At 63.3% G+C, this 18672-nt stretch carries 18 protein-coding genes; 9 read left to right on the top strand and 9 right to left on the bottom strand.

Annotation, left to right across the window (positions count from 1 at the left end; genetic code table 11):
* Positions 1 to 35 precede the first annotated feature (35 nt).
* From RX328_RS27210 to RX328_RS27220, 3 genes are all read left to right on the top strand, one after another.
* Positions 36 to 539 carry an endonuclease/exonuclease/phosphatase family protein gene (locus tag RX328_RS27210; RefSeq protein ID WP_249726083.1) on the top strand — a complete coding sequence of 168 codons (504 nt, stop codon included), beginning with the start codon at positions 36 to 38 and terminating at the stop codon, positions 537 to 539.
* Positions 466 to 876, top strand: coding sequence for an endonuclease/exonuclease/phosphatase family protein (locus RX328_RS27215; protein WP_249726109.1), 411 nt, complete (start codon positions 466 to 468; stop codon positions 874 to 876). Before RX328_RS27210 ends, RX328_RS27215 begins: the two co-directional genes overlap by 74 nt.
* A gap of 170 nt (positions 877 to 1046) precedes the next feature.
* Positions 1047 to 1532, top strand: a complete 486-nt coding sequence (locus RX328_RS27220; RefSeq protein WP_028346324.1) for a hypothetical protein — start codon at positions 1047 to 1049, stop codon at positions 1530 to 1532.
* A gap of 14 nt (positions 1533 to 1546) precedes the next feature.
* Here RX328_RS27220 and RX328_RS27225 read toward each other — a convergent pair whose 3' ends face one another.
* The gene (locus RX328_RS27225; RefSeq protein WP_213247775.1) at positions 1547 to 2485 is read right to left on the bottom strand and encodes a GlxA family transcriptional regulator; all 939 of its coding nucleotides are present in this window, start codon (positions 2483 to 2485) and stop codon (positions 1547 to 1549) included.
* Positions 2486 to 2597: 112 nt separating this feature from the next.
* On the opposite strand from RX328_RS27225, the gene RX328_RS27230 reads away from it, so the two are divergent.
* Positions 2598 to 3302, top strand: coding sequence for a DJ-1/PfpI family protein (locus tag RX328_RS27230; protein ID WP_213247477.1), 705 nt, complete (start codon positions 2598 to 2600; stop codon positions 3300 to 3302).
* A 450-nt stretch (positions 3303 to 3752) separates the two neighbouring features.
* Here the strand turns inward: RX328_RS27230 and RX328_RS27235 are convergent, their stop codons facing one another.
* The 3 genes from RX328_RS27235 to RX328_RS27245 all read right to left on the bottom strand — a co-directional run bounded on the left by RX328_RS27235 (position 3753) and on the right by RX328_RS27245 (position 5455).
* Complete coding sequence (locus RX328_RS27235) at positions 3753 to 4457, bottom strand: hypothetical protein (RefSeq protein ID WP_213247479.1); 705 nt, start codon at positions 4455 to 4457, stop codon at positions 3753 to 3755.
* Positions 4458 to 4527: 70 nt separating this feature from the next.
* Positions 4528 to 4971: a MarR family winged helix-turn-helix transcriptional regulator gene (locus tag RX328_RS27240; protein ID WP_213247481.1), complete on the bottom strand. Its 444-nt coding sequence runs from the start codon at positions 4969 to 4971 to the stop codon at positions 4528 to 4530.
* A 73-nt stretch (positions 4972 to 5044) separates the two neighbouring features.
* The gene (locus tag RX328_RS27245; RefSeq protein WP_213247483.1) at positions 5045 to 5455 is read right to left on the bottom strand and encodes an NADH:ubiquinone oxidoreductase subunit NDUFA12; all 411 of its coding nucleotides are present in this window, start codon (positions 5453 to 5455) and stop codon (positions 5045 to 5047) included.
* Between the two features lie 260 nt (positions 5456 to 5715).
* On the opposite strand from RX328_RS27245, the gene RX328_RS27250 reads away from it, so the two are divergent.
* Complete coding sequence (locus RX328_RS27250; protein WP_213247485.1) at positions 5716 to 6414, top strand: BA14K family protein; 699 nt, start codon at positions 5716 to 5718, stop codon at positions 6412 to 6414.
* 62 nt (positions 6415 to 6476) lie between these two features.
* On the opposite strand, the gene RX328_RS27255 is transcribed toward RX328_RS27250, so the two are convergent.
* The gene (locus tag RX328_RS27255) at positions 6477 to 7382 is read right to left on the bottom strand and encodes a DMT family transporter (RefSeq protein WP_213247777.1); all 906 of its coding nucleotides are present in this window, start codon (positions 7380 to 7382) and stop codon (positions 6477 to 6479) included.
* Between the two features lie 174 nt (positions 7383 to 7556).
* On the opposite strand from RX328_RS27255, the gene RX328_RS27260 reads away from it, so the two are divergent.
* From RX328_RS27260 to RX328_RS27270, 3 genes are all read left to right on the top strand, one after another.
* Positions 7557 to 7964 carry a response regulator gene (locus RX328_RS27260; RefSeq protein WP_213247779.1) on the top strand — a complete coding sequence of 136 codons (408 nt, stop codon included), beginning with the start codon at positions 7557 to 7559 and terminating at the stop codon, positions 7962 to 7964.
* A 15-nt stretch (positions 7965 to 7979) separates the two neighbouring features.
* A complete protein-coding gene (locus tag RX328_RS27265) occupies positions 7980 to 10214 on the top strand; it encodes a CHASE3 domain-containing protein (RefSeq protein ID WP_213247487.1) in 2235 nt (744 codons plus the stop codon).
* Between the two features lie 97 nt (positions 10215 to 10311).
* Positions 10312 to 10674 carry an HNH endonuclease gene (locus tag RX328_RS27270; RefSeq protein WP_213247489.1) on the top strand — a complete coding sequence of 121 codons (363 nt, stop codon included), beginning with the start codon at positions 10312 to 10314 and terminating at the stop codon, positions 10672 to 10674.
* Between the two features lie 123 nt (positions 10675 to 10797).
* Here RX328_RS27270 and RX328_RS27275 read toward each other — a convergent pair whose 3' ends face one another.
* From RX328_RS27275 to RX328_RS27290, 4 genes are all read right to left on the bottom strand, one after another.
* Positions 10798 to 10971 carry a hypothetical protein gene (locus RX328_RS27275; RefSeq protein WP_247511423.1) on the bottom strand — a complete coding sequence of 58 codons (174 nt, stop codon included), beginning with the start codon at positions 10969 to 10971 and terminating at the stop codon, positions 10798 to 10800.
* A gap of 17 nt (positions 10972 to 10988) precedes the next feature.
* Positions 10989 to 12053 (bottom strand): ketopantoate reductase family protein, encoded by a 1065-nt coding sequence (locus tag RX328_RS27280; protein WP_213247491.1) that lies wholly within the window; start codon positions 12051 to 12053, stop codon positions 10989 to 10991.
* 357 nt (positions 12054 to 12410) lie between these two features.
* Positions 12411 to 12614 carry a hypothetical protein gene (locus RX328_RS27285; protein ID WP_213247493.1) on the bottom strand — a complete coding sequence of 68 codons (204 nt, stop codon included), beginning with the start codon at positions 12612 to 12614 and terminating at the stop codon, positions 12411 to 12413.
* Positions 12615 to 13148: 534 nt separating this feature from the next.
* A complete protein-coding gene (locus RX328_RS27290; protein ID WP_213247781.1) occupies positions 13149 to 14045 on the bottom strand; it encodes a DMT family transporter in 897 nt (298 codons plus the stop codon).
* 772 nt (positions 14046 to 14817) lie between these two features.
* Between RX328_RS27290 and RX328_RS27295 the strand changes: the two genes are divergently transcribed.
* Entirely contained in the window at positions 14818 to 18564 is a 3747-nt protein-coding gene (locus RX328_RS27295; RefSeq protein WP_213247495.1) for a vitamin B12-dependent ribonucleotide reductase, read from the top strand.
* Positions 18565 to 18672 lie beyond the last annotated feature (108 nt).

The raw sequence follows: 18672 nt of genomic DNA on the forward strand, positions 1-18672 counted from the left end.
TTGTCCGGGTTCATTCATGAAGCCGGCTTTCGAGGATGCGGCTACGCGTCGTCACGCTCAACGTCTGGAATCGGCAAGGCGATCCGAAACGAACCGGCTTGATCAATCGGGAACTGCGCCGGCTGGCTCCCGACCTCGTGTCATTCCAGGAAGTGGTCAAATCGCCGGACCATTCGCAACTCGACGAGTTGATCCACGACACCGGTCTGCATGGAACGCATCAGGCTGACGTGTTGCGCACCATCCCGCCGCATGCCGATCGTTTTGGTGGAAGCGCCATCGCGACGCGGTGGCCGCATCGCGTCGAGGAAGTCCTCGATCTGCGGATGTCGGATGCGAACGATGTCCCCTGGTGTTCGCTGGCAGTAACGGTGCCGCTACCCGGCGAGGGCGATCTTTTGTTCATCGCCGCTACTACCTCGTGGCGGCTCGCCGCGGAAAGCCCGGGAACGGCAGGTCGTTGCGCTGACGGATCTCGACGCGCGTCACCGGCAGCCGCTTCCAACCGTCATCGCCGGCGACTTCAACGCAACGCCTGACGCGGCCAGCATTCGCTACCTCACCGGACTGCAGTCGCTCGGCGGACGAAGCGTCAAGTATCACGACGCCTGGGAAGTTGCAGGCGAAGGTCAGGGTTATACCTGGAGCGTCGACAATCCAAATGCACAGTCGGAGATCGGCGGGATCGTCCGTCAGCCGCGTCATCGGCGCAGGGTCGATTACGCGTTCGTGGGCTCCTGGGACGCCCACCCGAAGGCGAGCTGCGAGGTTCAGGCCGCCTCGCTCGCATTCGACCTGCCGGTCGACGGCATCTGGCCCAGCGACCATTTTGGCGTCGTGGCCGATCTGGAAATCAGCGCCGCTCCCTCCGCGTGAGGAAGTTTACCCTGGCCCTTGCAGCCGAGCACTGTCCGAAATCGGCTCTGGCAACATCGCCACCACGGTTCCTTCGGGAATCGGGTGGCGGCGGCGCCTTCATCCTGCGATCCCAAACGCCAAGCCGTGCCGTTGAATCAAGGCAAGGCGATTGCAGTTGGAGAAGGCCAATGAAATCCGAAAGCGATCTGACGACCCGAAATCCGTTCGGCGTCATGGACGTTCCAAATCCCGGTGATGACGACGTGATGCAGTTCGCTCGCATCACGATGCCGGAAGAATCCGCCACCGACGAGAATGCAAAACCATGGAGCCCTGGAGATGCGAGCTACCAGCGCGGCACGATCGATGGTGAGTGGTCGAGCCGCTGGAAGGGTGCTGCAGACCCAACCATCCCGGGCGATGCCCCCGATAAATGGAAACAGGGCCGGGGCGAAGCGAGAACCGTGGGAGACCGCGTGTACCTGTTGTTCGACTGGAATTCCGGCGCGCGCCGGGGACTGATCGAGGCACGGCGCGAAGGTCCGCGGCGGCTGGTCGGCAAGTATATCAATCTGAACAACCCGGAGATCACGGTGCCCTGGGTCGGCCTGGTGGTGAGCGACCAGCGAATAGACGGTTACTTTGCGCAAGGCCGGGTGGATTTCCGGAGGTAGCGGCTTCCGTTCACCTACCCTGCCCGCGCCGCGCGGCGCAGTGATTGCGGGGGCTGGCCGAAGGCGCGGATGAACGCGCGGCGCATCCGCTCCGGGTCGCGGAAGCCCGTGGTTTGCGCGACCCGCTCAATCGCCTCGCTGGAGGACTGCACGCGTTGCCGCGCCACCTCGATGCGCAGCCGTTCCACCGCCTTTGACGGCGTGGTGCCGGTCTCGGCCATGAAGGCGCGGGTAAAATGCCGTGAGCTCATGCCGGCCTGCTCGGCGAGGTCCTCGACCGTGAGCGGCGCATCGAGGTTCTCGCGCGCCCAGGCCAGCAGCGGCCCGAAGCGGCCGTTCGGTGCCTTCAATTCCAGAAGCGAGGAGAATTGCGACTGGCCGCCGCTGCGGCGGTGATACAGCACGAGCTGTTTGGCGGTCTTCTGCGCGATCTCGTCGCCACAGTCCTCCGCGATCATCGCCAGCGACAGATCGATGCCGGCCGATATCCCCGCCGACGTCCAGACGTCGCCGTCGCGCACGAAGATGCGATCGGGCTCCAGCTTCACCTGCGGATAGGTTTTCAGAAAATGTCGCGTGCGCTGCCAATGCGTGGTGGCGCGGCGACCATCGAGCAGGCCGGCTTCCGCGAGGACGTAGGCGCCGGAGCAGACGCTGGCGATGCGGATGCCGCGTTTGGCAATCGTGCGCACGAAGCCGATCGTCTTTTCGCATATGGCGGCCTGCCGCACGCCCTCGCCGCCGGCGACGATCAGCGTCGTGATCGCGGATGCCGATTTCAATCCTTGCGCGACGATCTCGACGCCCGACGACGAGCGCACCGGCCCTGGCGTCACCGCCAGAACGCGGATCGCGGGCGCGCCCTCGGCAAAGCGCGCCGCGATCTCGAACGCCGAGATCGGCCCGGCAGCGTCGAGCAACTGGAAATCCGGAAACACGAGAACGCCGATCATGAGGTTTGCCCGCTTTTGGCCGATGTCCTGAAATGAGGGAAAAATGCCATTTCGGACGTGAAGCGACCATGACAGGATACGCTTCGTCAAGCCAAATTTTCCGGAGGTCCCGATGTCCGCGCCGTCTCCAACACCCACGCCGCTGCAAATCGGTCTCGTGCTGTTCCCGCGCGTCACGCAGCTCGACTTCACCGGTCCCTTGCAGGTGTTCTCCAGCCTGCCCGGCGCCAACGTGCATTTGATCTGGAAGCGGATCGAGCCGGTCACGAGCGATTCCGTGCTGGTGCTGACGCCGACCACGACCTTTGCCGACTGCCCGCAGCTCGACGTCATCTGCGTGCCCGGCGGGTTCGGCACCGACGACATGATCAACGACGAGGAGATGCTGGCCTTCCTGCGCAAGCAGGCGCCAGGTGCAAAATACATCACCTCGGTTTGCACGGGATCGCTGGTGCTCGGCGCCGCCGGCCTGCTCAAGGGCTATCGCGCGGCGACGCACTGGACGGCGATGGATTTTCTGAGCGCGTTCGGTGCGATCCCGACCAAGACGCGCGTCTGCGTCGACCGCAACCGCGTCACCGGCGGCGGCGTTACCGCGGGCATCGATTTCGCTCTGACGCTGGTCTCGCTGCTGCACGACCAGAAGACCGCGGAGGCGATCCAGCTCCGGCTCGAATACAACCCGGCGCCGCCGTTCAATTCCGGCTCACCCGACACCGCGCCGCCGGAAGTACTGGCCTTCATGAAGGACCGGATTGCGCAAGCGCAAATCCGCCGCGGCGAGATGATCGATCGCGCCGCCGCACGGCTGGGGTAGCGTCGTTTGCATTCGTGTCCCGGACGCGGCGCGGCACGAAAGTGACGCGACGCAGAGCCGCGGCTCTGCGGTGCATCGTTACACACTGCACCGCGTCCGGGACACGTGACCGCCGTCACAGCAGAAAAAGGCCGCCTGGTTTCCCAGACGGCCTTTCCTGTCCTACGGCAGCCACACATTAGCGGGCGATTTCAGAACCTCTGCACCGGGGGCCTATCTCCCGGCCGTGTCCTACTCGGTGACCGCTGCAAATCGGGACAGTCGCGACTGGAGCCCGACACCGACGCGATGGTTTCCCACCTCCGTAAGATGGCTACATTGAGCCGCGACAACGCGGATGACGCAAGACGCCGGCGGCGGATGTCCCCGCTGATCCCGTTATTCACAGACCTGGATCAAGATCCAACGAGACCTCGCGGCGCGTGCGGATTGCCGATCGTCCGGGCACGGTCATCGTTGCGCGGCCTCGCTGCCCTTATCAGCCCGCGCTAGTTGCGCGAAAACGACGGCGTGCACAATCAGGAACATCGGCACCAGCACGGTCGGAATCAGCGACCACGGCAGCATCTGCACCGCTTCCGAGCCTGCCCCGGCGTGGATCAACTGCAGCGGCGAGCCGTTCGCCGAGATGACGCCAAGTGCGATCGCGACCCCGAGATCGAGCATACCGAATGCGTTCCAGGCCCAAATCAGCGCTTTGCCTTGTCCGCCTAGCGCGAGCCAGGCCACTGGCAACGCGAGCACGCCGGTGATGATGTCGCCCCAGCCTGCCGAATATGGAAATGGTCCGCCAAGCCGGCCTTCGGCCGCGAGCAGGATGAAGAATCCTCCCGCGACGCGCCAGACGTTGAGACCGATCAGAAACGGCATCGGCATCCCGAGCAGCGAAGCTCGCACGGGCGCGGAAATCGACGTCGCAACGGCAGTCGCGACCAGCGGAAATGCGATCACGGTGCCGATCATCAGGGGGCCGAGCGGACTGGCGCCGCGGAATTGGTTTGTGGCCGCGAGCGCGGCGGCCAACCCCGTCCACAGACCGGCGCCGACGGAAACGGTGATACGCTGCGACATGCTGATCGGCATCGCGCCGGTGAGCGCATTGACGCTGACGACGATGGCGGCGACGAGCACGATGGTTCCGATGAAGTCTAGCATGATATCTCTCCTTTGCGTGTATCTACACGTATCGAGATGAAGGAAATTTCAGCCGAAGGCCTTTAGCGTTTCATCCCAGATTTCGAGAACTCAAGAGCTTCAGCGCGGCCTGACCATCCGTGCCGAGCAGCTTGCCGATCTGCGCCTGCGCCCTCGACCAAAAAGGAAAGCTGCGGCGCACCACGTTCCTGCCCTGCGTGGTAATGCCGACCATGCGCGCGCGCGGATCGTCGCCCGTTTTGATCGAGATCCAACTTTCCTGCTCGAGCCGCGTTAGGTTGCGGGTCAGCGTGGTGCGCTCCATGCCGAGAATGCCGGCCAGCCTGCCGATCGGCACCTCCCCTCGCAGCATCAACTGCGACAGGATCGTGAACTGGGTGATCCGAATTCCGGATTCCTGCATGTAGGAATCGTACAGCCGCGTGATCTTTCGCGCGGCCTGCCGCGATGCCAGACAGAAACAGCCGGCGGCGGCCATATAGTCAGCGGTGTCGGGATCATTCGGCTGCTTCATAAGAAGGGTGTATATACACCTATTTTGATCCGCAAGAGCCCTTAGAGGGCCTGTCGCTAAACTAACCGTGAAGTCAGCTTCCCGGCGTCCAGGGCTGATAGTCGCCGGTCGCCTTGGGGCGGCGGCCGCTGGCGAGCGTCGAGCCGGAGGGGCGGTAGGCCGCAGGCGTGCCGGTCAGGTTCGGCACATGCGGCTTTTCCCACTCGCGCGGCGTGTAGCTCTCTTCGGTCGGCGGGGTATCGACAACGTGATGTAGCCAGCCATGCCATGACGGCGGCACCCGGCTCGCCTCGGCATACCCGTTATAGATCACCCAGCGGCGCTCGAAGCCCAGCGTCGGATCGATCTTACCGCCCTTGGTGCGGTAGTAGCGGTTGCCCTGCTCGTCCTGGCCGACCAATTCGCCGAACCGCCACGTCCATAATTGCGTGCCGAACGTCTGGCCGTTCCACCAAGTGAAAAATTTCAGCAGAAACAGCTTCATGAGAGCTCGGCCGGTTCGAGATGTCGTGCCGCTCTGATGCCACCGGCGGCACGGATTGTCCAGACAAAGGCTGATACCGCGGCTCGGTTGCCGGTAACCGCGAATGCGCCCTCGCCCAGTCGCGAAATCGGCGCAATCCGTTCATTCCGGGTACAGTTCCGACCTGACAGGCTGAGGTTGCGGGCAGTCAATAGGCGAGCTCGGGAACGTCCGCCCCGTGAAGGGGTTAGGCACCTATATTCCCGCAAATGGAGCCGACAATGATCAGTCTGAAAGTTTTGAGTACCGCCGCGGCGATAGCGCTGCTCTTGCCAGTCGTAACGCCGAGCCAAAGCTCAGCTCAGGGTCAGCCGGCCGGCGTCACGGCCGGCGGCGGCGGTGCTGGCCCACGAGGCGTTGGCGGCTTTAGCGGTGGCGGCGGTGCCGCGGCTATCGGCGGTGGCGGTGGCTTTAGAGGCGGTGGCGGCGGCGCCGTCGCGCCCGGCGGTGGCGGCTTTAGAGGTGGCGGCATGGCCGTCGCACCCAGTGGAGGCGGCATCAGAGGTGGCGGCGTGGCCGTTGCACCCGGCAGTCCCGGCTTCAGGGCTGGCGCCGTTGCCAGCACGGAAGGCCGCGGAACTGGCTTTGTCCGGCCCGCGCCCGGCGTCGGTGGTGGCACCGTCGCGGGTGGCACCTGGCATGGCGGCCGTCACTTCCATCATCGCCATCATCGCCACCGTCACGGAGGCTTCTGGCCGGGCTTCGCGATCGGCGCTGGCATCGGGTCTGCTTATGGCTACTACGGCAGCCCCTACTATTACGACGACCCCTATTATTACGACGAGACCGTAGTCGCCGCAGGGCCCCCGGTCGGCGATGATGCCGTGGCGTATTGCATGCGGAGGTACAAGTCCTACGACCCGGCGTCAGGAACGTATCTTGGCTATGACGGGCAACGTCATCCCTGCCCGGCGCAATAGCAAGACATAGTGAGTTCGAAGGGCGGCGCATTTCGATGCGCCGCTCTTTTCGTTTGAAATACTTACGAGCGCAACGCCACCGCGACGCCGCCAAGCGTAAACACCAGTGCCGCGACCTCGCGCAGGCCGAGCGGCTCGCCCAGCATCGACGCCGCTGCAAGCACCCCGATGATAGGCACCAGCAAGGTTCCGATTGAGGCTGTCGCCGCCGGGAGCCGCTCGAGCGCAGCAAACCAGCACACGTAGCACAGGCAGAACTGGATCAGCGTCATATAGAGCAGCGACGCCCAGCCGACGGATGACAGATCAGCCAGTTGCGGCTGCTCGACCAGGAGGCCTACAATGGCAATCGGCAGGCAGCCCAGCCCGATCTGCCAGGCGGCCAGCGACAGCGGCGGCATCGCCAACGGAAAATGCTTGGTCAATACCGTTCCAAGCCCAACGCACACCGCGCCTGCCAGCGCGCAGGCGATGCCCGGCAATTTCTCGACGCTGGCCTCGATGCCGTTGCCGCCAATCAGCACGGCGATGCCGGCAAGCGCGACCGTGAGCGCGACGGCGCGGAGCGGCGACAGCCGCTCGCCGAGGATCGGCCGTGCCAGGAACGCCACCCAGACCGGGATCGATATCCCGAGCACGGCGGCCTCGCTGGCGTTGAGCCACAATAGCGCCAGCCCCATGAACGCGACCCAGCCTCCGATCGTGAGCATCGAGACCAGGAGCAACCGCAGCCACATGAGACGGGGCACGCTCAATTTCTGCCGGCGCGCGAGCGCAAACAGCGCCAATGCCGCGGCGCCGACGATGCCGCACAGGCCGCGCGAGGACAACGGCGGCCATTCGATCAGTAAATGTTTCATGATCGGGAAGTTGAGGCCCCAACCCACTGACGTGATGGCGAGCAGGATGAGCCCGAGTGGCGACAGCCGGGCGGCAGCGGCGCGCCTCGCATGGTTGATCGGCGACATGGCGGGATTAGATCCGGAACTGGCGTTGTTATCGTTCTGATACAGCGAAACGGAATTGCCCTCGGCAATTTTTATGGGCACTCTACCATGCAGACGACCTGTCGAGGTTTCGACTTAATCGTCACATGGGACGAGCGACTCGCCTGGCCGCCGCCCGAGGAAGAAGGAATCATCGTGCCGCGCGTTCTCGTGGTCGATGACGACCCGATGGTCTGCGTTGCCATCGAGGTTTGTCTGACGCGCAAAGGTTTCGAGGTCACCGTCGCCGACGGTGGTGAAGCGGGAATGCGCGCGCTCGAAACGTCCGATTTCGACGTCATGCTGATTGATGTGTTCATGCCGCATATGCGCGGCTTCGAATCGATCCGGATGTTCCACGAGCGCAAGCCGGACTTACCGATCGTCGCGATGTCGGGCTACGCCTTCGCCAACACCGAACGCGCACCGGATTTCCTGCGGATGACCATCGAGCTCGGCGCGGCATGCTGCCTGCGCAAGCCGTTCACGCCGGACGCGTTGTTGACCTCGGTCAATCAATGCATCACCAATCCGAAAGCTTCCGCGCAGCAGTCGAAATCGTGAAGTAAACAACTGGCAATGCCCTCGCAGCGTCTCATTCTCGGAATTGGTCTCGCTATCCTCCTCATTATCGGCGCTGCCTCGATCGGTCTCGACCTCAAGTCGCGGTCCGATAACGCCTCGGTCGACCGCGCGCTTGGAATCCTCAGCAAGATCTCGGACATGCGCCCGCTGCTGCGCCGGGCGGAGAGCTCGGCGCGCGCTTTTGCGCTGTCAGGCGATCAGGAATTCGCCAGGGACTACCGCGAGGCCAACGACGCCATCCTGCCGGCGCTGGCGGCACTGATCGAGGCGGTCAAGGACAATCCCACCGAACGGCAGTTGATCGAAGAGACCAAGGCGCTGGTGGAGCGCCAGATTGCCGTCAATGGCGAGTTGATCAGGCTCCGGAATGCGGGAGATAGCGCCGCCATCGCGGCTCTCGTCAGCGAGGAAGACCGCGCGGCGACGGCGGCGATCGCTGGAAACCTTGCAAAGGCGGTTGCGGAAGAGCGCCGGCTGCTTTTTGCCAGACGCGCCGAATCCGAAACCAACGGGACGCTGCTGCTGGCGATCGACCTCGCCGGCGTCCTGCTGATTCTGGTTCTCGCCACCCTTCTGACGGTCTCAACCCGCCGCTCGCGCCGGGAACTACAGGATTCGCTGAGCGCCACCAGGGCCACGAACGAGGCGCTGGAGGCCGCGGTCGCCGAGCGCACCGAGCATCTGGTTGCCGCGCATGACGAACTGAGGCTTTCGGCCGCCGTCCTGCGCAGCACCTTTCACAGCATGGCGGAGGCGGTGCTCGTCATCGACACCAGGGGCGAGGTTTTGCTTTCAAACCCGGCCGCCGAGAAGATGCTGCGCTACCGGCCGGGCATGACGGTCGAGCACTTGCGCTCGCTCAGCGCGGTTTTCCATGCCGACGGTGTCACGCCGCTACCTGTCCATGATATGCCTGCCTCGCGCGCGCTGCGCGGCGAAGCGTTCGACGCCACCGAAATTGTGCTGCGCCCGCTCAGCGGCAATCCGCCCGTCCATCTCGTGATCAGCGGCCGGCCGCTGCGCGATGCTTCGGGCGCCATCAGCGGCGCGGCGCTGGTCTATCATGACATTACGGCGTCGCGCGAAACCGAGCACAAGCTGCAGCAGGCGCAAAAGCTCGACGCCATCGGTAAGCTCACCGGCGGCGTCGCGCACGACTTCAATAACATGCTGACCGTAATCACCGGCACCACCGAAACGCTGGTGGCTAACCTTGCGCATGAGCCGGCGTTGCAGAAGACCGCCGAACTGATCGACCAGGCGGCGGAGCGCTGCAGCGAGCTGATCCAGCATCTGCTCGCCTTCGCCCGCCGCCAGCCGTTGCAGCCGCGCAATGTCGACATCAACGCGACCGTGCTCGATATCGCAAAACTGCTTCGCCCGACGCTCGGCGAACAGATCGAGGTCAACTCCATTCTCGAACAGGAAGTGGCGATTGCGCATATCGACGCGTCGCAGCTCGCCAACTCCCTACTCAACATGGCGATCAACGCGCGCGATGCGATGCCGAACGGCGGCAAGCTGCTTTTGGAGACGCGCAACGTCGTGCTCGACGAGGCCTATGCGCAGGCCAACCCGGACGCAAAGCCCGGTCCCTATGTGATGCTCGCGGTCAGCGACACCGGCGCCGGCATGCCGCAGGAGGTGCTCGATAAGGTGTTCGAGCCGTTCTTCACCACCAAGGAGATCGGCAAGGGCTCAGGCCTCGGCTTGAGCATGGTCTACGGCTTCGTCAAACAGTCCGGCGGGCACATCCGGATCTACAGCGAGGTCGGCCACGGCACAACGATCAAGCTCTATCTGCCCCCTGCCCGCGGCCAGGTCGAGGTCGCGCCGCCGGCGGCAGCGCCACTGCCGCATGGTAACGAGACCATCATGGTGGTGGAAGACGACGCGCTGGTGCGCAACTTCGTCACCACGCAATTGCAGAGCCTCGGTTACCGCACGGTGGCCGCCGCCAACGGACCGGCGGCGATGAACCTGATCGAAGGCGGTCAGGCGTTCGATCTGCTGTTCACCGATGTGATCATGCCCGGCGGCATGACCGGACGCGAACTCGCGGACAAGGTGCTGAAGCTCCGGCCCGGCATCAAGGTATTATATACGTCCGGCTATACCGACAATGCGATCGTGCACCAGGGCCGGCTCGATTCCGGTGTGCTGCTGCTGACCAAGCCGTACCGGAAGTCGCAGTTGGCGAACATGGTGCGGCGCGCGCTGTCGGGGTAAGCACGGCGCAAGCCTCCTCTCGCAGCGTGTCTTCAATGCCGACTTGATGTATGAAAGTGACGTTGGACGAAGAGATTCGAGGGAAGAGCCAAGGCTAATGGCGGACGTGATCTACAAGCGCTGCTATTTCGATTGGGGCGGACGATGCGCCTACTGCGACGTTGGACTGCCCCGGATAAAGACGGGCGGCAAGGTCAAGGCCAGCATTGACCATTTTATCCCGCTCTCAAAGGGAGGCCAGAATGGCAGGAGCAACCGCGTGCTGTCCTGCTACCCCTGCAATCTCGCCAAGGGCGACACCGACCCGCGCGAGACCAATCAATGGCCCCACATCGAACGGCGCCTCGCCGAGATCGCCGCTTCGCCGCTCATCAGCCACGGGAAGCTCAAGCAGCTTATTCCCGAATTGGTGAAGCAACTTGCCGTAGGATCCGCACAAGACGGGCCGCGTTGGCGCTGATCGGGCAACCTGCGCATTGCCGCGCGCCAAAATTCTCAGTGGTCCATTTGACGATATTCGCAAAATCGACTTCTGCAGCAGCGCCGAAGCGGACGCGCCATTTCCGCTCGGCCATTGGCGGACCTATCCGGCGGTCTTGGAAATGACCTTCTCCGAAAGATCATTCAAATAGGCTCGCAACTCTTCGACATCTCCGAATTCTTTGAATTCGCCTCGATCCAGTGCACCAACACCGGCCCGTGCTGCTGATCGCAGGGCCTTCAGCTTGCTCGCGTCTTCTCCGCCGTGGCGCGCCATTCTCAACTACGCTCCCGTCACTGCGCGCCGGATCCGCCCGCCACGATCTTCTCGTTCAGCTTCTGATCGACGATCTCGACCGTGCGGTCGATCTCGGCGCTGGGCGCGCCGAGCTGGTGCGAGATCAGCTTCACGAGCAAGTCGACGCGCTCGATGAACGGCGCGCCGGCAGCGACCGCGCGGGCCGCCGATGACGGCTTGAGCAGGCTTTCGGCCGCCTTGGCGTATTTCCCGAACGGCACCTGGTCCTGCGGGTCGGCGCCCAGGCGCCGGGCGATGCCGTCGACATGGTCATAGATCGATTGCGAGAGTTTCAGATCGCCGTGCACGGCGTCGCGGATCGACTGCGGCTCGCTCGGGGTGATGCAGCGGTAGTTGCCGGTCAGCAGCATCGACCATTTGGCGAGCGGCACGAACAGCGAGTCGAACACCTTCAGCTTCACCGGAACGTCATGGCCGTCCAGCGTCACCGCATCGATATCAGCTTCCAGCTCGCGAAGCAGCTTGTTGTGCTTGTCATCGGCAAAGGCGGCCGCCTTGAAGTTGGTCGGCAGGCCGACATGAAGCACGTTTGCCGCCTCTTCCGGCGGGCGGAAGGCCTGCGGATCGGGCGAGCACAGCGTCACCAGCCCCGGCGCGAACCGCTCCCACACCTGCGCATTGGTATAGGCTTCCTCGAGGTCCATGTCCGCCAGCGCCGGGATGCGCTTGAGATAGGGTAACGGCGGCATGTTCATGATCGACAGACAAGGCAGTTTCGCCTCGGCGATCTTGACCATCAGAACCCGGATCGTGTGGTTGGTGTATTGCGGCTCCTGCATCGCAAGACCGACCAGATCGTAACGGGAAAGGTCGACGTCTTGAGGCGTGGTCGCATCCAGCTTGCCAGGCAGGTCGCGCGAGAAAATCGCGCGGTGCACCGCCTCGTCGCGCAGCTTGATACGAACTTCGGTGCCGTCGCGGTTGATGAGGTCGGCCGTCTTCTTCCGGCACACCAGGGTCACGTTGTGCCCGGCCATCAAAAGCTTCGTCGCCAGCAACGAGCCGTACGAGGCCCCAAGGATCAGAATGTTGCGCGCCATACTCTCTCTTTCACAGATAAAACTTTCACGGATAAAACCAGGCCTATCCAGACCTGGCACCCATTATGCCAGAACTATCTCAGCAGGAGGCCTACTGCAAACTGGGAGATGTTACAATGAGATAGCGGCTCCCAATTTTACACTCGGCTACGCCGTCGGGAGGCAGTTGGCCGAGAAGGCGATCAAGCTTCGGCCCGTCGTAAAAGGTGCTTTACCCATCGGGCTATACCCGACAGCGATCTGCATCAGGGCTGCCTCGCTGCCTCGCCCCAACGTGCTGTGCCAACCAAGCCCGATCAAAAATCCAATTGGGGCGATGAAGGCTGGCGCCGCTTAAGCAACCATCGGCAGAGTGGGTCATGTGCCCTGCGGCGATAACGCCTGGACCGCCGAGGAAAAGCCATCAAGAGAATAACCCAGCTCAGCAAGTGCCACGTCAATGTCCGCCAAGGTGTCCGTGCGCTGCGACCATGACCATACCCAAATGAAAGGTAAGAAGTTAGCACTGCACGAATGCAGCGAACGATCTGGATCATCCGCTTTGCCAATGATGTTGTACATTAGATTGGACGCCGATAGAAAAAATAGACTTAGTGAAAAATGGAGCGCGCAATGAGGACGATCATCCTTGTTCTTTTGTCTCTCGCGATTTCATGTGAAATGTCTCTTGCGCAGCAACTAAGCCGGTTCTGTATTGGAGAAAGACGTTGCCCGGTCGGCGGTCACACGCTGTACCCGTGTGGGTCGGATGCTGATGCTATTGCTGAGGAGCTCTGCACGGTTCGGTTGGGAGGCGGCCAGACAAAAGTGCTCCCGCATCAGCTCCGGAAGGATGGCATGAAGGCCGGTAAGCGGTGCGGATACGCCTGGTACAGCGTGACTTGTATGAAGAATTAGTCAGGTCAGGCATACGCCCAAGCCTGATTTCTTTCTCCGATCATGGCGCCGTAATCGTCGCAACCTCTTCTGCCGCCAGAGCGCCCGGCAAACATGTAACGAGCATTGATTTCGCAACGCTGTCATCTGGGAACTGCTCAAGGATTTCGCGGTAGCGACGCGCAGCGCCAAGGTCTCGGGCTTCAAAATGCCTCGAAGCTAAGACCGCGTCGCCAGCACCACGCCCGCCAGCGTAAACACCAGCGCCACGATCTGGATCAGGCCGAGCGGCTCGCCGAGCGCAACCGCCGACGCCACGACGCCGATCACCGGCACCGCCATGGTGCCGATCGCGGCGACCGAGGCCGGCAAACGGGCGAGCGCGGCGAACCAGCTCACATAGGCGATGCAGAACTGGATCACGGTCGAATAGATCAGCAGCCACCAGCCGAGCTGTGTCACCTTCTCGATATGCGTGGTCTCGACGGCGAGGCCGATGATGACGATCGGAAAACAGCCGAGCCCGATCTGCCAGGCGGCGGCCGGGATCGGCGGCAGCGGCACCGGCAGCTTTTTCGCCAGCACCGTGCCGAGCGCAAAGCCGAACGCGCCGCCCAGCGCCATCACCATGCCCGGTAGCTTTGCGGCGGTCGCGCTAAAGCCGTTGCCGCCCATGATGGCGGCGAGGCCTGCGAATGCCATCACCAGCGCCACCGTGCGCAAGATAGTCGGCCGCTCGCCGAGCACCGGCCAGGCCAAGAGCGAGGCCCAGACCGGCATGGTGTAGGCGATCAGCGCCGCCTCGCTCGCCGGCAGCCAGAGCAGCGCCAGCCCCATCAGCACCATCCAACCGGTGACGTTAAGCAGCGCGGCGAGCATCAGCCGCGGCCATAGATGCCGCTCGACCTTCAGGCTTTGCGAGCGCGCCAGCGCCAGCACGGCCAAAAGCGCCGCGCCGATCACGCCGGTCGAGCCGCGCAGCGTCAACGGCGGCAGCTCGCTCAGGAGATACTTCGTGACGGGCCAGTTGAAGCCCCAGCCCACCGAGGTGATGGCGAGGAACATCAGGCCGGCGGGCGCGATCCGCGCCGGCGCGGTGGGTTTTGATTCTGTCATGGAGCCCGGCAAAGGGGTGGAATCGGCCCTCACCTTGCCGCGTATCGGGCCTTCCCGCCACGGGCTCGGGGACATGCCAGCCCTCCCGCTCCGTAGCCATACGTGAGTCTTTCGAACGCAATCCCGATAGCTGAAAAAATACCTGCCCTGTGAACAGCGGGACGAAGCCTGTTTCCACACCGCAGGAACAAATTTTTTGATTGGGAATCCCTGAGGACTCACCGATACTTGGCATCATCACAGGCGCGGGAACTCCCCCTGTTATCCCTCACTTTCCACCATATTTAGTATTTGATTCAGGAACTCGTACTACTCCTTGACGGGCGCAACGGGTTTGGCCTAGCCTTATTGCTGGACGGCGCGAGTTAAGTTCTGGGTCCCGCCGATCGCTCCCAAATGGGTTCCGAACGAGCACTCCGTCAGCCGGTTGAGGCACGGATCGAGGGCTTGTCTGCCCAAAATCCGGGGGTGATCCGGGGCCTTAAAAAACGAGCCGAATGGCTCAGGCGACGAGTTGCGGCGTTGAGTTGGAGCATGATCCGGAAAAACGTGGGTACCGGTGATGCTCAAACCGAAGGATGGGGTTGGCCCGCCGAAACGGCGGGACGAACCCTTGGGGTGGCGAAGACAGAAACAGGGCCGGGTCCACCGGTAGAGCTTGCGGATCTCAGGCCCAAGGTTGTCTTCAACCTTGGTGCCGAAGGTTCGCTCAATGAAACATCCGGCAACCGCAGGAAATGCGGACCGGGCAAGAAGACGGGGCACGACAACTATGCGAATCGAGCGACGCAACACCACTTCCGGCCAGTCACCCTACGCAGGGATTGATTTCAGGCTGACGACATCGGAGATCCGCAACCCCGACGGTTCGGTCGTGTTCCGGCTCGAGAACGTCGAAGTGCCCCAGTTCTGGTCGCAGGTCGCCTCCGACGTGCTGGCCCAGAAGTATTTCCGGAAAGCCGGCGTCGCCGCGCGCCTGAAGAAGGTCGAGGAAGAGACCGTGCCGTCGTGGCTGTGGCGCTCGGTGCCCGACACCGAGGCGCTCGCCCTGCTCCCCGAAAGCGAGCGCTATGTCGGCGAGACCAGCGCCAAGCAGGTGTTCGATCGCCTCGCCGGCTGCTGGACCTATTGGGGCTGGAAGGGCGGCTATTTCTCGTCCGATGAGGACGCGCAGGCGTTTTTCGACGAGCTCCGCTACCAGCTCGCCAAGCAGATGGTCGCGCCGAACTCGCCGCAATGGTTCAACACCGGGCTGCATTGGGCCTACGGCATCGACGGCCCCGGCCAGGGCCACTATTACGTCGACTGGAAGACCGGTAAGCTGACGAAATCGAAGTCCGCTTACGAGCATCCGCAGCCGCACGCCTGCTTCATCCAGGGCATCGAGGACGACCTCGTCAACGAGGGCGGCATCATGGACCTCTGGGTGCGTGAGGCGCGCCTGTTCAAATACGGCTCCGGCACCGGCTCGAACTTCTCGCGCCTGCGCGGCGAAGGCGAGCGCCTGTCCGGCGGCGGCCGCTCCAGCGGTCTGATGAGTTTTCTGAAGATCGGCGACCGCGCAGCCGGCGCCATCAAGTCGGGCGGCACCACGCGCCGCGCGGCCAAGATGGTCGTGGTCGACGTCGATCACCCCGACATCGAGACCTATATCGACTGGAAGGTGAAGGAGGAGCAGAAGGTTGCGGCGCTGGTCACCGGCTCCAAGATCAACCAGAAGCACCTCAAGGCGGTGCTGAAGGCTTGCGTCAACTGCGAAGGCTCCGGCGACGACTGCTTCGACCCCGAGAAGAACCCAGCGCTCCGCCGCGAGATCAAGCTGGCGCGCCGCGCGCTGGTGCCCGACAATTACATCAAGCGGGTGATCCAGTTCGCCAAGCAGGGCTACAAGGACATCGATTTCCCGATCTACGACACCGACTGGGATTCGGAGGCCTATCTCACCGTCTCCGGCCAGAACTCCAACAACTCGGTCTCGCTGAAGGACGACTTCCTCCGCGCCGTCGAGACCGACGGCGACTGGAATCTGATCGGCCGCACCAACAAGAAGATCACCAAGACTCTCAAGGCCCGCGAGCTCTGGGAAAAGATCGGCCACGCCGCCTGGGCCTCGGCCGACCCCGGCCTGCACTTCAACACCACCATGAACGACTGGCACACCTGCAAGGCGTCCGGCGATATCCGCGCGTCGAATCCGTGCTCGGAATACATGTTCCTGGACGACACGGCGTGCAACCTGGCCTCCGCCAACCTGCTGACGTTCTATTCGACGACGACCAAGCGCTTCGACGTCGAGGCCTATGAGCACCTGTGCCGGCTCTGGACCATCGTGCTGGAAATCTCCGTGATGATGGCGCAATTCCCGTCGAAGGCGATCGCCGAACTCTCCTACGAGTTCCGCACGCTGGGCCTCGGCTTTGCCAATATCGGCGGCCTCCTGATGACCATGGGGCTCCCTTACGACTCCAAGGAAGGCCGCGCGCTGTGCGGCGGGCTGACCGCCATCATGACCGGCGTGGCGTATGCCACCTCGGCCGAGATGGCGAAAGAGCTCGGCCCCTTCCCCGGCTACAAGAAGAACGCCCAGCACATGCTGCGCGTGATCCGCAACCATCGCCGCGCGGCGCATGGCGAGAGCCGTGGCTATGAGGCGCTGGCGGTCAATCCCGTGCCGCTCGATCACGCCTCCTGCCCGCAAGCCGATGTCATCGCCCACGCCAAGGCCGCCTGGGACAAGGCGCTCGAACTCGGCGAACTCAACGGCTACCGCAACGCGCAGACGACTGTCGTGGCGCCGACCGGCACCATTGGCCTCGTGATGGATTGCGACACCACCGGCATCGAGCCTGACTTTGCGCTGGTGAAGTTCAAAAAGCTCGCCGGCGGCGGCTACTGGAAGATCATCAACCAGGCCGTTCCCGCAGCGCTGCGCGCGCTCGGCTACAGCGAAGCGCATATCGCGGAGATCGAGGCCTACGCCGTCGGCCACGGCTCGCTCTCCAACGCGCCCGGCATAAACGTCTCCACCCTGAAGGCAAAAGGCTTCACCGATGAAGCGCTGGCCAAAGTGGAAGCTGCATTGCCGACCGCGTTCGACATCAAGTTCGCCTTCAACAAGTGGACCTTCGGCGAGGACTTCCTGCGCGACACGCTCGGCCTCGCGCCGGAAGCGATCGCAGCCCCCGGCTTCGACCTGCTCGCAGCGCTGGGCTTCACCAAGCGCGAGATCGAGGCCGCCAACGTGCACATATGCGGCGCGATGACGGTCGAGGGAGCTCCCCACCTCAAGGCAGAACATTACGCGGTGTTCGACTGCGCCAACCCCTGCGGCAAGATCGGCAAGCGCTATCTGTCGGTCGAGAGCCACATCCGCATGATGGCGGCCTCGCAGCCGTTCATCTCGGGCGCGATCTCAAAAACCATCAACATGCCGAACGACGCCACGGTGGAGGATTGCAAGGCAGCCTACATGCTGTCCTGGAAGCTCGCGCTGAAGGCCAACGCGCTCTACCGCGACGGCTCGAAGCTGAGCCAGCCCTTGAACTCGCAGCTCATCTCCGATGATGACGACGAGGACGATGCGGTGGAGGCGCTCTACGAGAAGCCGATGGCCGCGCGCACCGCGCAGGTCTCGGAAAAGATCGTCGAAAAACTGGTCGAGCGCATCGTCGTGATGCGCGAGCGCGAGAAGATGCCGGATCGACGCAAGGGCTACACCCAGAAGGCGGTGGTCGGCGGCCATAAGGTGTACTTGCGCACCGGCGAGTATGACGACGGCCGTCTCGGCGAGATATTCATCGACATGCACAAGGAGGGCGCGGCGCTCCGCTCCTTCATCAACAACTTTGCGATCGCGGTCTCGCTCGGCCTGCAATACGGCGTGCCGCTGGAAGAATATGTCGACGCCTTCACCTTCACCCGCTTCGAGCCGGCGGGCCCCGTGCAGGGCAACGACTCGATCAAGTATGCGACCTCGATCCTCGACTATGTCTTCCGCGAGCTCGCGGTCAGCTACATGTCGCGCTTCGACCTGGCCCATGTCGATCCGACCGAGTCGAATTTCGACGCGCTCGGCAAGGGCGTCGAGGAAGGCAAGGAGCCGTCCGACCAGGGCCAGCAGGCCACAAAGTATCTGTCCAAGGGCCTGACACGCTCGCGCACGGATAACCTCGTCGTCATGCGCGGCGGCGATACGGACGCCCGCGGCTCCCACAACGTCACCGCGATCGCCGGCCACGGCCCCAGCGCCCGCGCCTCAGACGCGCATGAAGGCGCCGTCGCCTTAAGGCAAGAATCCCAGCACGATCTGTCGCCGACAGAAAAGCTGGGAGCCCTGCAATGGAGCAAGTCCGGCAGCGCCGCAGTCGCGGTCGCCCCAAGCAAGGCCGAACGTCGGGCAGAAGCCAAGGCCAAGGGCTACGAAGGCGAGATGTGCTCGGAGTGCGGCAACTTCACGCTGGTGCGGAACGGGACGTGTATGAAGTGTGATACGTGTGGCAGCACGACGGGGTGTTCGTGAGCTGCGCCGAGCGTTGGAATTTATTCTACTCTTGAGAGAAGCAGGGCGAACGGGCGGTCAGTTAGACCGCCCGTTTTTTTAGCCTAAAGGATTTTACGACAGCTCCGA

Origin of the sequence: Bradyrhizobium sp. sBnM-33, assembly GCF_032917945.1 — a bacterium.
GTDB lineage: Bacteria > Pseudomonadota > Alphaproteobacteria > Rhizobiales > Xanthobacteraceae > Bradyrhizobium.

Coding starts and splice junctions, on each gene's coding strand:
- RX328_RS27210 (WP_249726083.1), top strand. CDS start 36: ATGCGGCTACGCGTCGTCACGCTCAACGTCTGGAATCGGCAAGGCGAT.
- RX328_RS27220 (WP_028346324.1), top strand. CDS start 1,047: ATGAAATCCGAAAGCGATCTGACGACCCGAAATCCGTTCGGCGTCATG.
- RX328_RS27225 (WP_213247775.1), bottom strand. CDS start 2,485: ATGATCGGCGTTCTCGTGTTTCCGGATTTCCAGTTGCTCGACGCTGCC.
- RX328_RS27230 (WP_213247477.1), top strand. CDS start 2,598: ATGTCCGCGCCGTCTCCAACACCCACGCCGCTGCAAATCGGTCTCGTG.
- RX328_RS27235 (WP_213247479.1), bottom strand. CDS start 4,457: ATGCTAGACTTCATCGGAACCATCGTGCTCGTCGCCGCCATCGTCGTC.
- RX328_RS27240 (WP_213247481.1), bottom strand. CDS start 4,971: ATGAAGCAGCCGAATGATCCCGACACCGCTGACTATATGGCCGCCGCC.
- RX328_RS27245 (WP_213247483.1), bottom strand. CDS start 5,455: ATGAAGCTGTTTCTGCTGAAATTTTTCACTTGGTGGAACGGCCAGACG.
- RX328_RS27250 (WP_213247485.1), top strand. CDS start 5,716: ATGATCAGTCTGAAAGTTTTGAGTACCGCCGCGGCGATAGCGCTGCTC.
- RX328_RS27255 (WP_213247777.1), bottom strand. CDS start 7,382: ATGTCGCCGATCAACCATGCGAGGCGCGCCGCTGCCGCCCGGCTGTCG.
- RX328_RS27265 (WP_213247487.1), top strand. CDS start 7,980: ATGCCCTCGCAGCGTCTCATTCTCGGAATTGGTCTCGCTATCCTCCTC.
- RX328_RS27270 (WP_213247489.1), top strand. CDS start 10,312: ATGGCGGACGTGATCTACAAGCGCTGCTATTTCGATTGGGGCGGACGA.
- RX328_RS27275 (WP_247511423.1), bottom strand. CDS start 10,971: ATGGCGCGCCACGGCGGAGAAGACGCGAGCAAGCTGAAGGCCCTGCGA.
- RX328_RS27280 (WP_213247491.1), bottom strand. CDS start 12,053: ATGGCGCGCAACATTCTGATCCTTGGGGCCTCGTACGGCTCGTTGCTG.
- RX328_RS27285 (WP_213247493.1), bottom strand. CDS start 12,614: ATGTACAACATCATTGGCAAAGCGGATGATCCAGATCGTTCGCTGCAT.
- RX328_RS27290 (WP_213247781.1), bottom strand. CDS start 14,045: ATGACAGAATCAAAACCCACCGCGCCGGCGCGGATCGCGCCCGCCGGC.
- RX328_RS27295 (WP_213247495.1), top strand. CDS start 14,818: ATGCGAATCGAGCGACGCAACACCACTTCCGGCCAGTCACCCTACGCA.